Raw genomic sequence first — 14,523 nt, forward strand, 5'->3', positions numbered from 1 at the left:
CTTTCAGCTCAGTAGCCCCGCCGTATGGATACGATCTTCCGGAAATTCACCTTGGAAATGCTGATTCCCTTGCGAATCGCATGGATGACCTTTCCGTTCCCCATGTAAATCGCGACGTGGTTTCCGTAGTAGACGATGTCGCCGGCCTTCGCCTGAGAAAGCGATACAGCGCGTCCGTAATGTCCGATGGCCGTGCGGCCTTTGGGAAGAGTGATTCCGTATTTCTGGTACATCGCTCTGACAAAGGCTACGCAGTCGATTCCGTGATACAGGTCGTTTCCGCCCAGCTTATACGGATTTCCCAGATAGCGAATCCCTTCTTTGGAGATCTTCACGCCGAGCTCATCGTTCAGCTTGCTCGTATACTCATCGTAATCGGACCATTTGAGATCCGTCGGCATATTCTGGTTTCCGGTCAGAACCACCGCATTTTCCGGCTCCTCCAGAACCTTCACGCCGGTCTTCTTCTTTGAAATCAGCTTCCCGTTCTCATTCGTCAGCCGATAGGTAATCCTGCTGGAGCCGGCCTTGCCTTTGTCCTGCACCTTGCTCTCGAAAGCGGACAGTGTGGAGTCGTATTTGAAAGTAACTTTCCGGTCAGTTTTCTTTGTCTTATACTTCTCAGAGACCGTCGTCACAGTAAACATCGGATCCTCTTCTGTATTCCCGTCCAGAATCGCCTGCACAGCTTCCGTTCTGGTCTTCACCGTGGGGGCGTCCTCGAACAGGGACAGTTTACGTTCCTGAATCTTCACCTTTGTGTCATAGGAGACCTTCTTCAAAACGGCGCCCTTGGGCGTGTAACTGGCGGCCACGTCCTTCATGACCTTTTTCCCGGTGGACTTCCCGTTGACAACCGCAACCTCTTTTCCTCCGATCAGAATCGAGTAGGGCTCCTTCACAACGGTGCCGTTGGCGTAGGCCGCGCGCGGCGTCATCAGCACCAGCGCGACGATTCCCGTGGCAATCAGCGCAGCCACAATCAAAATCGCAATAGCTAATTTACTGTGTTTCCTGACCATCGATCTTTCTCACTCCTTCTGGAAATAACTGCCGTTTCACATAAACATTTACCCCGTTCGCACGGATTGCAGACGCCTCGCCGCAGATCAGTAGCTGATTACCTTCGTTCCGTTCGGAATATGCCTGTAAATCCAGACGGCGTATTTCTCGTCCAGGCGGACGCAGCCCCGGGTATTCGGCTGTCCGCTGTTGCTCATTCCCTTGACCACTCTGCGTGTTCCCTCATACCAGCAGATGGTATGGAAGGAGTCCCCTCCGGTGAAGAAGGACAGGTGCGTGTAATAATACGGATTGCCGTGCTTCGTCAGGCGTGTCCGCTTCATCTTATGCTTATGAATCGTAAAGCTCTTGCTCTTCGGCGTCGGCTGCTGGAACTTGCCGCTGCAGCAGCGGAAGGATTTATACACCTTCCAGTGCCCCTTTTTGCCCTTGAAGATCGTGACATGCTGCGTGTACTGGCTGATCCAGATGAGGTAACGGGTCTTGCTTCCGTATTTCTTTTTGTTGACCCATTTTTCCTTTACCTTCTTCGTCCAGTCGTTGTTCTTATCCAGTTTCTTGCTGTACGGAACATTTCCCTTTACTGTCTTGCAGTCCTTCCAGCGGACCCATCCCTTCCGGATGACCTTGCCGCTCTTTCCGTCCTTCAGCTGCTTGACATAGATTCGCTTGGGAACATCCCAGTTCAGAATTTTTCTCGGATATTTGTCGGTCACAATAACATAGGTTCCCTTCTTGAGCGTTCCCTTGCTCTTGCTTCCGGTTCTGGACGTGTACAGCTTCGCACTGGTCTTTGTTGTCGTATACCACTTGATGGTTCTGACGCCGCAGGTCAGATACCAGTTCACCGTGACCGATTTGCGGGCGGAAGCCTCAGAGGCTGTCTGATAGTCTGAGCCGTTGCTGCTTCCCTTGTAAATCGCTCTCACATAATAGTAGTAGGTTTTCTTTCCCGAGCGGTTCTTATCCACGTAGGACGTCGTCTTTCCGCTGCTGATGGTCTTCGTCTGCTTCGCGGGAATCTCCGACTTGCTTGTCGTGCGGTAAATCAGGTATCCCGACGCGTCGCTTACCTTCTTCCATTTAATCGTAACATTATTGTCGCTCTTGGGACATTTCACGCTGACGCCGGTCGGCGCGGACAGAAATTTATATCCGCTTAACAGAGCGGACTCGAAAACCTGCGCGGTCTCTCCCTGCTTCGCGGCCGTGCAGACAAGCTTATACTTCGTTCCGCTGTCCTGGATCTTATAAACAAAGCTCGCAATGTCTGTGACCTTCGTCAGGACTTTATCGTTCTGGTCCTTCAGCTCGTAGGTCAGAGTCCAGCCGGCGTCCGTCAGCTTCTTCTGCTGTGCGGGATCCAGCCAGGCACCCGTAAATTTCACCGCGAACTGACCCGGCGTATTCTGTGCGGCGTCCGATGTCACCGGCTTCGCGCTCAGCTTCAGCGGAGCCTTGCTCTGTGTTTCAGCCGAGCTGACCGAAGCTTTGTCCGGCGTCTCTGCCTCCGCGGACCCGCTTTCCGCCGCGGAGCTGTTATCCTCCGTCTGCACCCCCGATGTGCTCTGCCCTGCCTGAGTATCCTCAGCAAACGCAGGCACCGCCACGAACGTCGTGCCGATCATCGCGACCGTCAGAACCATGCAGACAACCTTCTTCAATCTCTTTCTGTGCATTCCTTTATCTCTCCTTACTGCATCAGTGTGTTCGACTTCCAGATCACACATGCATCTTCCCTATACTCACTCGCATATATAATGTAGTTTACCATATCGGAGCGGCAATATCAACAAAAAACGGCCGGGGCGAGGGTCAGTAACAGCCGGGGCGAGAAGCTGAAAGGGGCGCAGAGAGGTCCTGAAACGGCCGGGGCGGGGCGCTGCAAAAGAACCGCGGCGGAGCACTGCGAAAACGTCTGCGGCTGTAATTCGTTGATATTCCTTGCTATTTTCCGGACTCTGTGTAAAAATAAGCGTATGAGACGTATGAGAAATGTTTGTAACGTGAAGAATCAGAGCAGGCCGGATCTGCTGTATGTCATGATATGTGCCGCGGTTTTTCTGGCTGAAGCTTTTCTGGCCCGGCGCCAGTCAATCCGGTACGGCGGCGGATACATGTCCGACGTGTCTTTGTATGTAAAAATCGCCCGGCGGAATCCCACTCCGACGCGCGCCGTCAACTGGCTGTTCAGCCACCTTATGGATCTGTGCGGAAATACACTGGGAATCGCTGTCCTTCTGGGGCTTGCGGTTTCGCTGACGATGGTCGCAAACTACCTGCTGCTGCGCTATCTGTTCTGCAGCCGGTTTTCGGAAAACGGAGGCAGACTCTCAGGCGCTGGCGCCCCCGGATTCCGGGAAACAGGTACGCCGTTCCCAGAGGCGGGCGATACGGCGACGGGATGCTGTGCAGACGCTTCTGCCGACCGGCGGCTTCTGGAGGCAGCCTCTGTCGCAGCTTTGTTCTCCGGCCCCGTCTACATTCCGCATCTGATGCCGTATTTCTACGAGAAAACGCTGAGCAAGTACGCCTGGCAGAGTCCGACGCAGATTATGATGATGCCTCTCGCGATACTTGCACTTCTGCTGTTTTTCCGCATCCGGGAGCGATATTTCCGGCGGATTGCCCCGGGGCAGTGGCTGCTGCTGAGCCTGGCGTTTCTGGCCTCGGCGTGGGCCAAGCCCAGTTTCATCATGATTTTCTATCCGCTGATGGCGGCGATCCTGCTCCGGGATCTGATTTTCGGCAGGAGGGAATGCGGAAGTGTCGGGAGGCGGTTTCGCAGCGTTCTGATTCTCGGGTGCTCCGCCCTTCCGGGAATGGTCTATTTTCTCTACCTGAACAAAGCCATGTTCGGCGGTGCTCCGGGAGCCGCCGGCGCGGGCGCTTCAGAAGCGGCCGGAGCTGCCGCATCGGCCGCCGCCTCCGGCGGAGACGGCAGTGTGATCATCCAGTTCGGTCGGGCCTATTTCAACCAGGACTTCTCCGTTCCTCTGAGCCTTCTGGCCGGTCTTCTGTTCCCTCTGCTGGTGCTCCTCTTCAACCTTCCGGCCCTGCGTGATATCCGCTATGCCTCCGGATGGCTGCTGCTGCTCATCGGCATCGCAGAGCATTTCACGTTCAGCGAGACGGGACGGCGAGCCGCTCACGGCAATTTCGCCTGGGGGAAAAAGGCGGGCGCATACCTGCTGTTTCTGCTGAGTATCTGGAAATTCGCGGAAAACTGGCGGGATCCGCAGTTCCTGCAGCGACGTCCGGGGCTGCGGCGGCTGTACTTCGTTCTGGGGCTTGTGCTGCTGGGGCTTCACGTGGTTTGCCAGTTGTATTACTTCCAGCTGCTGCTGCGGGGACATCACTACATGATGTGACCGCGGTTCGCCGCAGGATATTACTGGATAAGACGACACTTTGATGCTATAATGGAACTATGTTTGAGAATTTGGAAAAGAAGCTGGTCAATCTGCTGATTTTCACGGATCTGGCCAAGATGAAGAAAAAAATCCCGGAGGATTTCTCCGGAGTCAAAAGAATTCAGGATCGGCGTGTTCGCAGGCTCGTGCGGAAGGCGTACAGGATCCCGTTCTACAAAGAACGGTTCGACGCTGCGGGCGTGAAGCCGGAGGACATCCGGACCGGTGCGGACCTCACCCGTCTGCCTTTGTTGCATAAGGAAGAGCTGCGCGCCTGGATGAAAGAAGAAGCGAAGAACCCCAGGTATGACAACTGGTACCACGACACCACCAGCGGATCGTCCGGCGAACCGCTGATGATTCTTCTGTCGCCCAGGGAAAAGGCCTACATGATGGCCAACTGGTTCCGGGTCATGATGCTGGCAGGCTACAACCCCTTCCTCGGTAAAACCATGAGCCGCAAGAGCGCGCACAGCGTTTCCGCCGGCTACGACACCGCGCTCCAGCGCCTGGGCATCCTGCGCCGCGGATTTCTGGACCAGTACGCGCCGGAGGAGGAAATGATCCGGCAGGTCAATGAATACAAGCCGGACTTCCTTTACATGAATAAAACCGAGCTCATGCGGCTCTGCCTGTACTGCAGACAGCACGGCAGCAAAATATATCAGCCGAGGTTCTTTGTGCCCACCGGAGAAAAAACCGACGACATCGCCCGCCGGCTGTTCAAGGAGGTTCTGGGCCCCGGCATCATCGACTCCTACGGAACAGCCGAGACCGGCGCCTGCATGGTGAAGATCGGCGAGAGCCCGGAGTACGTGGTCCACAACGATTCCTTTGTGGTAAACATCTACGACGACAACGACCGGCCGGCCGACGACGGCAAGATCGTGGTGACACCGCTGTACAAGACCGACCTGCCGCTGATTAATTACTCCATCGGCGACAAAGCCACATCCGTGACCCGGAACGGCGTCCGGTTCATCACCGGCGTGCAGGGCAGAATGAACGATTTCTTCCGGTACGAGACCGGAGAAGTCACCACATTCTTCGAAATCGCGCCCATCATCGCTCACTGCACCGACATCCTGCAGATCCGCTTCATCCAGGAATCCTACGATATGATCCGGATCCAGTGCGTCTATAACAAAGAAGAATCCGAACGCACCAGAGATGAAGTAGCCGCACAGCTCACCGCGGATCTGAACAGAAAATTCAAGCACCCCTTCCGAATCGAGTACGACTGGATGGACTCCATTCCGCCGGACGAGAACGGCAAGCTTCGGATGATTGTCTGCAAGGTAAAATAGGCGGCGCGGCATTCAGCGCGAGACGGCCGAGAAGCGCGGGACAGTCGGCGAGACGACGCGGACACAGAACCGCGAGTCGCGGAACAGTCGGCGAGACGCACCGGCACAGAACCGCGAAGCGCGAGCCGACCGCCTCTCACCTTCTCCGCTCCTCGGACAGCACTTCAAAGCCCTGCGCCTGAAAATAGTCCTTTGTCTTATACGCAAAGCTGTTATTTGCGCCCAGACTTATGTTGAACAGGCCATCGCCGCCTCCGCATCCGTTAATCAGGACTCTCTGCTCACCGTCCTGTTCGCTGAGGAGAATGATGACAGTGGCGTAGCTGCTGTTCCTGAAATAAAACCGCTCATACAGCATCTGACAGACAGTAAGGTCCGTTCCCTCAAGCCACGTCTCCGTCAGAAACTCGGCAAACGTTTCATTATATTTCCTCCGAAACGCAGACGCGATATCTTTCAGTTCGCCCTGCGCCGGGCGTCTCATCTTAATCGTTGTAAGGCTCATCGCACAGACTCCTTTCTTATCGGGAACAAATATCTTTTTCTGCTGCGCATGGCATCACCTCTTTCTTTCCACAGTCTTTCTGCAATAACTTCTGCCCTTTTGAACAAAACTCTCCGGAACGCGAATCCTTGATATCCGGATCCGGAGGCTGTATTGAAGAGACGGCACCCGTCTCTTTCACCCCTTCACACATAGAAACGTAAAAAAAGGGCAAAAGGGGACAGCAAAATAAAATTTTTTTCTTTTTTTATCAAAACGCGGAGCAGGCAAATCCTCTCTCCTAAGCATATCTTTGTTAAATATGAACAGAGACTGATGTCTGTTGCCGCCAGGTACTTGTCAAAGGTCATGAGAAATATGTCGAGAAGGTTAACCTGTCCCACCGGATAAGACTTGGGTGTCGCAAGAAGTGTTCCCGGCAGGCTTCCTGCGGTAACAATATGATATTCCCCGACGTCTTCCCTAAAATATTTTAAGGAATTTAAAGCTTCAGGGCATTCCTGTATCTCGTCAAGAACAATAAGTGTATCCTCCGGAACTATCTTCTTTCCTGAAATCAGTGAAAGAATTTCAACAATCCGGTGTGGGTTCTTGTTTTTTTCAAATATTGATTTCAATTCCTCTTCTTCATCGAAGTTGAAATATACAAAGCTGTCATATTCACATTCTCCAAACTCTTTCATCAGCCAGGCATCAGTCAGGTTTTGCCGACCTGACGCGCCCCTCGGAGAATCAGGGGTTTTCGTTCAGGATCGGATTTCCACTGAATGAGCTTGTCAATGGCTTTTCGTTTTAATGTGTTCGCCTCCTTCTATTACTCTAAGACAACGTTATCACGTTTTTACACGATTTACAACGCGAATCAAACACATTTTTACGTACAATTGGCAGTGAAAAATACATTTTTGCACGTAATTTCGACAGTATAATGCACATTTTTACAAAGAAGCCGGTCCGGTTTCGTACCTGACAGGTTCCTGCGGCTTGAAAAATTCTCTACCCGCTGCACAAATCCAGTTCGCGCATAAGCATCATATATATTGAATATTTATTTAAAATATGATTAATTGACAATAGTCTAAAAAGAGTGTACACTGGTTTTGTGGTATTGGGGAGTTGTTCTCTTTTGGAACTTAACGATTGATTTCTTTGTTTACAAAAATCTAATTCCCCGAAGAGCCGTATGGCTCTTCTCTTCGGTATACCCAAATGCGGTCGTGTCTCCACCCATCAAAAGAGAGGGGACTTGTCATATTATATTCGGGCTACTTTCGCGATAACACATTCAGAGACTGGCATAACTTAAAATATGCTATAGCAAAAAGAAAGGACTTCATTATGAATAACTGTAAAGTTAGAAATCGATTAGCATCTGTGATCATCTGCATCATTGCTATTGTAACATCGTTCTCATGTACAATCTTCGCTGATGATGATGCATCTTCTGCAGAGCCTCTTCGTGCACAAGCCAGTTGTAAATCTCATTGTTACGGTGTTACCAACGAACAACACAAACGCGCGCATTATACAACCATCCGCGGTTCAGGCAATACTCCTGCAGCCGCAAAATCCGATCACAACCGAAATATGAAAAAGCATAAAGCCTCTATGCCGAAAGCCACTCATGATGGTAAGTATTTCTAAATATTAGGATCATTACCCTATTATATAATATGGCCGACCTTAAACGCTTACAGCGGATGGAATTTTCATCCGCTGTAAAGTACCTTTTGTCCGCCCATTAGTCTGTATCAAACTTAATGGTCGCTGACAACGATTTGTTAACCGCGCTACAGCGAACGAGTTCAACTGCAAGCAGAAACCGACAGTTTCCCGGTTATCTGCTGTGGTATGATAAAATTTTCAACCCGCATATCGATGCAAAAGCCTGCTACCGGACGGACAAGGAAAAAGCACTGAAAATGACTGACTTAATCGATAAAACGACGGTGATATTTATGAAAAAAACAACCTTAACATCCCTACAGCGGACGGAATTCTCATCTGCTGTGAAATGCCTGTTGAGTCTTCTGCTCTGCATCCTGCTGTTTCTTCTGGCCGGGTGCGGTGACAAAGGCTCGGACACGGAGACATTCTACAAAGCAAAAGAACTCAAGCTCCCGGAAAACCTGAACCGCATTGAGGAAATGTACTTTGACGGCAACGACATCTACGTCGGCGGAGTCCGGGAGCAGAACGCGCGCAGCGTTACAGCCGTTGTTTTGAAAAGCCGGGATTCCGGCTCCTCCTGGACGAGAATACTGAAGAAGACATACACCTGCCCGGATGTGCGGAATTTTCTTTCTCTGGACGTGAAGTTCTCCATGAGCAGCAGCGGCATCGCCGTGATGAGTGCCATTGAAACCGGACGCTCCGTTAAGGATGTGCGTGTGGAGGTCCGTTCCGGAGAGATGTTCGATTATCGCGGAAAACGCCTGACGACACTGAAGCTCCCACCGCAGATGAACATTGCTCATGTAATAATGGATTCCGAATACTCCGGGTACGGCACTCTGGATATCGATGATGACGAATGTCTCGCCAAAATCCTTCATTTCAACGGCCAAACCGGCAAATATAAAATTGTCGCTGACAACGAATACGATTATGATTTTCAGCTTGCCGGCAGAAGGATCTACATCGAAGGCAAATGCCTCGACACCCGCAATTACAAAACCCTGGCTGCCCCGGACTCCGTCAAAGCCGTATGGAAGGACGAGAAGGAATATTTTTCAGACCAGAAAAAGCTTGCTGACGGATCAAAATATCTCTGGCGTGTAGTTCAGACACCGGAAAAAGAAACCCTGTGCTTTGCACTGACGCGGGAAGGGATCTACCGCTTTGCCGGCGACACCAGAACTCAGGTGGGAGAATCGCCTTCCAAAACACTGGGAGAAAATAAATACACCTTTGACCGGTTCTTCGTCCGTGATTCTGACGAATTCTTTGTTCCATACAATGACGACACCTTCTGGAACGGACTTCGGCTGATTCAATACCGGCAGAAAAAATAATCCCGCTGACCTTCGGGATATACGCGTGAACCGGCGCGGTTAAATCGGAAAGGAGGGCGGCCGATGAGGACGATGAAAAAATACAATCATACAGTAAGCGTAATCCCGCGCGTCATCATACTCGCACTCGTATTCGCGCTGACTTCCACGCTGATGCTTTACGCATATCACCGCCCTTCCGGAACGGAGGCTGCGGATCTGAAAATCTGCATGATGAACGGCGATGATAATCTCAGCGGTCTTCTGACAAGCGCCGCATCAGACTGCGGGATCACAGCGGATATACGACAGGTCGTAACAGATTACGAGATGGACGCCGGCGACGCCCGGAAAAAAATCAATCTGGAACTGATGAGCAGCACGGGACCGGACATCCTCATCCTGGACGATATGGATCCGACTCCGTACATAAAATCCGGAAAACTGCTGGATCTCCGGTCAATTGCCGGAGACTCCGGCGTTCCCGCCGAGGTGAAGCAGCAGTTTACATCGAAGGGCAAATGCTTCGCCCTCCCCGCCGCACAGACCCTTTTCGTATACGCTGCCGACGGATCTGCGGGAAGGGAACTGCCGAACACATCCGGATTCGGAACACTTCTCCGTTTCGCACAGAAAAACAACCTGTACTTCGGGAACGCCTATGATAACATTGCCGCAATCGCCTGCAGACTGTATGTTGAGCCGCGGCTCACAGGAGTCCGAAGCAGCGACCGCCGTCTGCTCTGCGATTTCTATCAGTCCCTGCAGCGCCTGCGCGGCCAGAGCCGTCAGAAATACGAAGCAGCATCCTTCCAGCGGTTGAATATGCAGCTGAATCCCCTCTTTTCCTTCGAGGGAATCGGGCACGGAGGAACCGGAGTTTCCATGGACTATCTCTGCAGCATTGAAGACTTTCAGCTTTTGCAGCTGCTGTCAGATAAGGACCGTCTCCGGTACAGGCTGGCTGAGGAAAACGGCCGCATCATTTCCATGCCCTGCTGCATCGTAGCCGTCAACAAAAATGGAGCGCACCGGAGCACTGCGGTGAAATATCTCCGGTATCTGATGTCAGAGGAAGGGCAGCAGCTGGTCAGCGACAGTTCCCTGCTCCCCTCCGATCTGAACTCCCTGTCTGGGATTATGAGGCGCACCACTGAATCCGACAGGATTTCGGAATACAACACTTTGACCCTCCCTGCGCTGCGTTCCCAGACAGTCCGGCTGCTGACCCGCGACCTCGGCAACAGACTCACCAGCCGCGTTACAGACGGCGTTCTGATGGACATTGTGATGACGGAAGCGAACGAATATATAAACGGAAACCAGACTCTGGACGCAGCCGTAGAGCGGGCGGTAGACAGGATCCGTATCGTCCGTTCGGAATGATTAGCTGCCTGCACCATTATCAGCTTCAGAAACTTTTATCTATGGAGGCTTAGTGTGAAGAAATCACTCTTAATCATTTTGTCCGTCGCCGCAGCACTGCTTCTGATGCTCCTCTCCGGATGCGCAGATAAAAACGGCGCACAGAAAATGACGGAAAAGAAAATTTCTCCGCCAGAAAAGCTGTCATACATTTCCTCGATTTCGTGGGAAAATGACAGCCTCTACCTGTGCGGAGTAAAAACACATGGCGAGAGGAATATCAGCGTACTATGCTTCCGCACAAAGGATGACGGGAAAAACTGGGAGTCTGTCTGGAAGGAGAAATACACAGCATCGCCGGGAATGGCCCGCCTGGAGGCAACGGCAGATTTTCACGCCGGGCAGATATGGGTCTCATGGAGTTATCTGCGGCAGGAAAACCTGTCCGGCGCCTTTACCGACGAATCCGCACTGTACGATTCGAAGAAGGGTATTATCGGCAGAGCGTCCGGTGACAAGGCCCGGACAATCTTGCAGGCAGGGCTTTCAGGCAGCAGCAGGATATTCACGGCCACGCCGGAATATCAGTTCAGAAGCTGTGATTACCGGACCGGCAAGGTGAAGGACATCTCTTTGAAGAACTGCAGCGGCGTTGCGGACATCGCTCAGTCTGGAAACATCCTGTACCTCAAAGGACTGAACGGCGGAGCAGCGTGCTGCGACGCCGGCACGGGGAAACAGGTCTCCATCGGGAAAATTGCCGGCGCCCTCTTTCAGTACATGGATAAACAAAAGGCCGTCGGAAACGAGCGGGAGTATGCCGTATACTCCAGTGATTCCGAAGAAATCGCAGGGTTTTATCTGGATCGCAACGGCATCATGCGGTTTACAAAGGACGGATCGCAGAGGCTGGCCGACAAGGAGGATGTGAGTTTCGGAAACAAGGATATCACTTTTGTTGACTCCGCAGCAAAGGACAGTTCCACGATCTATGCCTCAGTCTCCTCCTCCTCCGGGGATTCATGCAGTCTTTACCGATATACACTCAAGGAAAAGTAGGAGGGGAAGAATATGCTCCGTGAATTCCATCCTGTTAAATTCATACTGCCCTCTCTCGCCGGCGTCAGTCTCTTCCTTCTGGTGCCGTACATTGACGTGCTGTTCCGCTCCTTCTGGCGGACGTCGGACGGGCGGTTCGCAGGGCTGGACAATTACCGGGAAGTGATCTGCAACGAAGCCTTCCGTCTTGCGATGAAGAACACCTTTCTGTTTGATCTGGTCTGTATACCGCTTCTTCTCATCGGGTCACTCCTGATCGCTCTGTTCCTGTTTGAAGGTCCGAGGGGAGCGGGAGTCCTGAAGACAGGTTTTCTCATCCCCATGGCGATTCCCACCGCCTCCGTCGTCCTGATGTGGCGGTTTCTGTTCGACCAGCAGGGAATTCTCAACGGAATACTTACCGGCAGCGGTCATGCGGCAGTTCACTGGATGGACAGCGGCATCGCGTTCTGGATCCTGGTGGGCAGCTATATCTGGAGGAATCTCGGGTACAACCTTATTCTGTGGCTGGCGGCGCTCTCCACAGTTCCCCGGTCATCGACGGAAGCTGCCCGGCTGGATGCGGCGGGGCATCTGGCGCGGCTGCGGTATGTGATTCTGCCTCATATCCGGGGCGCATCCTTTGTAATCATCGTGCTTGCGCTTCTGAATTCCTTCAAGGTGTTCAGGGAAGCTTACCTTGTGGCGGGGGACTATCCCGACAGCAGCATCTATATGATACAGAACCTCTTCAACAACTGGTTCCTGAGCCTGGACACCGACAAAATGGCTGCGGGCGCGACCATCGATTCAGCAATCCTGATTCTGCTGATTCTGCTCCTGCAGAGAACATGGGAAATGCGAGGTGAGACTGATGCGTAGAGCTGTTGTCTTCACACTGCTGGCGATTCTCGCCTTTGTCATGTGCTATCCTGTGCTCTTCATCCTCACAGGCTCTCTGATGAGCGGCGATGAGCTGTCCTCCCGGCTGTCGGAGCTGCTCTTCTACAAAGGCGGGGGCTATGTGGACTGGGCTTTGTTCCCCCGAAAGGTTTCCCCGGAATCTTTCCGGGAACTGTTCCTGTTCCAGCCCGGATTTTTCCGCCTCTTCTGGAACACGGTGCTGATCACGGGAGGCGTGCTGCTGGGACAGCTGCTGATTGCAGCTCCGGCAGCCTGGGGATTCGCGCAATACAGGTTCCGCGGCAGAGGTCTGCTGTTTACGCTGTACATCATCCTGATGATGCTCCCTTTCCAGGTGCTCATGCTCCCGGAATATATTCATCTGGGTGCGATGGGACTTCTGAACAGCCTTCCGGCAGTCATCCTTCCCGGAGTTTTCTCGACTTTTCCGGTTTTCATTGAGTACAACTTCTTCCGGGGAATTCCGTCCTCCGTGGTGGAGGCGGCACGGCTGGACGGCGCCGGAGAACCGGATATCTTTCTGCGCATCGGTCTGCCCGCAGGACGCGCAGGAATTGCCGCGGCCATGATGCTGCAGTTTCTGGAATACTGGAGCATCATCGAACCTCCGATGGCGTTTCTGGATTCCCCTGCTAAATGGCCGCTGTCGCTGTTCATCCCATCGATTTCTGTCGATAACGCCGGGATCGCCTTTGTCGCCTCCCTCATTGCCATGTTCCCGGCAATCCTGATCTTCCGCATCGGGCAGCCCGCCCTGGAGGGAGGTATCGCCGCGATGGGCGTAAAAAGGTAGGTGTCCTGAATGGAACGGAAAATATTAATCGGCATCGCAGTCGCGTTTCTGGCTGTCATGATTGTCTTCACCTTCACCTCGCAGTATACCGCCCGGGCACTTCTGCCCGTAATCACCGCCGGGGAGGCCGACCGGGACGGATGGGTGGATTCCTCTGCGGTGCATTACGACGAATCCGGAAAAGCCTTTGTCTACTGGGTCGTGCCGAAGGAAACCATACTCGGGGAAGCCCTCGTCCTCAGCAGATACCCGGTCTGCGTGAAGGCGACGAAAGGAAAGAAAATACAGGCGAAGGGCGCGGAGCAGCTGAATCAGATCGCACTCCGCTGCAACCGGGAAATGGAGGACGGTATGAAGGTCCGACTGGATGAGGAGGAGAAATAATGGCGACTCTGGTTCTGAACAATATCAGCAAGGCTTTTACAAAGGGCACTCCCGTGGTGCGCGAAATGAATCTCCGGGTTGCCGACGGGGAATTCATCGTCATCGTCGGTCCCTCCGGCTGCGGAAAATCCACGACTCTCCGCCTCATCGCCGGACTTGAGGCTCCCGATGCAGGGCAGGTTCTGCTGGACGGTGAGGACATCGCGGCAATCAGTCCCGGAGGGCGGAACATCGCCATGGTCTTTCAGGATTACGCACTGTACGCCGGCATGAGTGTGTTTGAGAATATCGCGTTTCCGCTGCGAATGCGAAAGCTTCCGAAGGACGAGATACAGCAAAAGGTTGCGGAAACGGCCGCACTGCTCGATCTGACAGAGCTCCTCCCGCGGAACGTCCGGAAACTTTCCGGCGGAGAGAAACAGCGTGTTGCCATGGGACGGGCGATCGTGCGTCAGCCCCGGCTTTTTCTGATGGACGAACCGCTGTCGAATCTGGACGCCAGGCTGAGAGGACAGATCCGCAAGGAAATACGACGGCTGCACCGGCAGCTGGGAATCACAACGGTGTATGTTACCCACGACCAGATTGAGGCGCTGACTCTTGCCGACCGGATTATCGTGATGGGAGACGGCGTCGTGCATCAGACAGGCACGCCGCGGGAAATCTACCGCCGGCCTGCTGATTCCTTCGTTGAAGAATTTTTCTGCGCACAACTGAAAGAATATATCGCAGAGCGCGCGGCAGTTCTGAAGGAACTCTGAACGGAGGCTGAGAAAAA

The 14,523-nt window shown here is 53.1% G+C and carries 14 protein-coding genes; 10 read left to right on the top strand and 4 right to left on the bottom strand.

Annotated features, from left to right (window positions below):
* Positions 1-8: 8 nt before the first annotated feature.
* Positions 9-1,022 carry an NlpC/P60 family protein gene (locus tag BHK98_RS08010; protein ID WP_075713182.1) on the bottom strand — a complete coding sequence of 338 codons (1,014 nt, stop codon included), beginning with the start codon at positions 1,020-1,022 and terminating at the stop codon, positions 9-11.
* Between the two features lie 87 nt (positions 1,023-1,109).
* On the bottom strand, positions 1,110-2,702 hold the full coding sequence (locus BHK98_RS08015; RefSeq protein WP_075713184.1) for a L,D-transpeptidase: 1,593 nt from the start codon (positions 2,700-2,702) through the stop codon (positions 1,110-1,112).
* Positions 2,703-3,011: 309 nt separating this feature from the next.
* Between BHK98_RS08015 and BHK98_RS08020 the strand changes: the two genes are divergently transcribed.
* Together BHK98_RS08020 and BHK98_RS08025 are read left to right on the top strand one after the other, a co-directional pair.
* Entirely contained in the window at positions 3,012-4,394 is a 1,383-nt protein-coding gene (locus BHK98_RS08020) for a hypothetical protein (protein ID WP_075713186.1), read from the top strand.
* 59 nt (positions 4,395-4,453) lie between these two features.
* A complete protein-coding gene (locus tag BHK98_RS08025) occupies positions 4,454-5,743 on the top strand; it encodes a phenylacetate--CoA ligase family protein (protein ID WP_075713188.1) in 1,290 nt (429 codons plus the stop codon).
* Positions 5,744-5,879: 136 nt separating this feature from the next.
* On the opposite strand, the gene BHK98_RS08030 is transcribed toward BHK98_RS08025, so the two are convergent.
* Both BHK98_RS08030 and BHK98_RS08035 read right to left on the bottom strand, forming a co-directional pair.
* Positions 5,880-6,248 (bottom strand): DUF6054 family protein, encoded by a 369-nt coding sequence (locus BHK98_RS08030; RefSeq protein ID WP_075713190.1) that lies wholly within the window; start codon positions 6,246-6,248, stop codon positions 5,880-5,882.
* Positions 6,249-6,433: 185 nt separating this feature from the next.
* On the bottom strand, positions 6,434-6,931 hold the full coding sequence (locus BHK98_RS08035) for an AAA family ATPase (protein ID WP_075713192.1): 498 nt from the start codon (positions 6,929-6,931) through the stop codon (positions 6,434-6,436).
* A 655-nt stretch (positions 6,932-7,586) separates the two neighbouring features.
* Between BHK98_RS08035 and BHK98_RS13360 the strand changes: the two genes are divergently transcribed.
* From BHK98_RS13360 to BHK98_RS08070, 8 genes are all read left to right on the top strand, one after another.
* Positions 7,587-7,892, top strand: a complete 306-nt coding sequence (locus BHK98_RS13360) for a hypothetical protein (RefSeq protein ID WP_143404562.1) — start codon at positions 7,587-7,589, stop codon at positions 7,890-7,892.
* Between the two features lie 365 nt (positions 7,893-8,257).
* Positions 8,258-9,262, top strand: a complete 1,005-nt coding sequence (locus tag BHK98_RS08040; RefSeq protein ID WP_143404563.1) for a hypothetical protein — start codon at positions 8,258-8,260, stop codon at positions 9,260-9,262.
* A gap of 63 nt (positions 9,263-9,325) precedes the next feature.
* A complete protein-coding gene (locus BHK98_RS08045) occupies positions 9,326-10,627 on the top strand; it encodes a hypothetical protein (RefSeq protein ID WP_075713195.1) in 1,302 nt (433 codons plus the stop codon).
* 54 nt (positions 10,628-10,681) lie between these two features.
* Entirely contained in the window at positions 10,682-11,665 is a 984-nt protein-coding gene (locus BHK98_RS08050; RefSeq protein ID WP_075713197.1) for a hypothetical protein, read from the top strand.
* A 12-nt stretch (positions 11,666-11,677) separates the two neighbouring features.
* Entirely contained in the window at positions 11,678-12,526 is an 849-nt protein-coding gene (locus tag BHK98_RS08055; RefSeq protein WP_075713199.1) for a carbohydrate ABC transporter permease, read from the top strand.
* Complete coding sequence (locus tag BHK98_RS08060) at positions 12,519-13,361, top strand: carbohydrate ABC transporter permease (RefSeq protein ID WP_075713201.1); 843 nt, start codon at positions 12,519-12,521, stop codon at positions 13,359-13,361. The genes BHK98_RS08055 and BHK98_RS08060 overlap by 8 nt, the downstream gene beginning before the upstream one ends.
* 9 nt (positions 13,362-13,370) lie before the next feature.
* The gene (locus BHK98_RS08065; protein ID WP_075713203.1) at positions 13,371-13,745 is read left to right on the top strand and encodes a hypothetical protein; all 375 of its coding nucleotides are present in this window, start codon (positions 13,371-13,373) and stop codon (positions 13,743-13,745) included.
* The gene (locus tag BHK98_RS08070) at positions 13,745-14,506 is read left to right on the top strand and encodes an ABC transporter ATP-binding protein (protein ID WP_075713205.1); all 762 of its coding nucleotides are present in this window, start codon (positions 13,745-13,747) and stop codon (positions 14,504-14,506) included. Before BHK98_RS08065 ends, BHK98_RS08070 begins: the two co-directional genes overlap by 1 nt.
* Positions 14,507-14,523: the final 17 nt, after the last annotated feature.

The organism is Hornefia porci, from assembly GCF_001940235.1.
GTDB classification, from domain to species: domain Bacteria; phylum Bacillota; class Clostridia; order Peptostreptococcales; family Anaerovoracaceae; genus Aminicella; species Aminicella porci.

Coding starts and splice junctions, on each gene's coding strand:
- BHK98_RS08010 (WP_075713182.1), bottom strand. CDS start 1,022: ATGGTCAGGAAACACAGTAAATTAGCTATTGCGATTTTGATTGTGGCT.
- BHK98_RS08015 (WP_075713184.1), bottom strand. CDS start 2,702: ATGCACAGAAAGAGATTGAAGAAGGTTGTCTGCATGGTTCTGACGGTC.
- BHK98_RS08020 (WP_075713186.1), top strand. CDS start 3,012: ATGAGAAATGTTTGTAACGTGAAGAATCAGAGCAGGCCGGATCTGCTG.
- BHK98_RS08025 (WP_075713188.1), top strand. CDS start 4,454: ATGTTTGAGAATTTGGAAAAGAAGCTGGTCAATCTGCTGATTTTCACG.
- BHK98_RS08030 (WP_075713190.1), bottom strand. CDS start 6,248: ATGAGCCTTACAACGATTAAGATGAGACGCCCGGCGCAGGGCGAACTG.
- BHK98_RS08035 (WP_075713192.1), bottom strand. CDS start 6,931: ATGAAAGAGTTTGGAGAATGTGAATATGACAGCTTTGTATATTTCAAC.
- BHK98_RS13360 (WP_143404562.1), top strand. CDS start 7,587: ATGAATAACTGTAAAGTTAGAAATCGATTAGCATCTGTGATCATCTGC.
- BHK98_RS08045 (WP_075713195.1), top strand. CDS start 9,326: ATGAGGACGATGAAAAAATACAATCATACAGTAAGCGTAATCCCGCGC.
- BHK98_RS08055 (WP_075713199.1), top strand. CDS start 11,678: ATGCTCCGTGAATTCCATCCTGTTAAATTCATACTGCCCTCTCTCGCC.
- BHK98_RS08060 (WP_075713201.1), top strand. CDS start 12,519: ATGCGTAGAGCTGTTGTCTTCACACTGCTGGCGATTCTCGCCTTTGTC.
- BHK98_RS08065 (WP_075713203.1), top strand. CDS start 13,371: ATGGAACGGAAAATATTAATCGGCATCGCAGTCGCGTTTCTGGCTGTC.
- BHK98_RS08070 (WP_075713205.1), top strand. CDS start 13,745: ATGGCGACTCTGGTTCTGAACAATATCAGCAAGGCTTTTACAAAGGGC.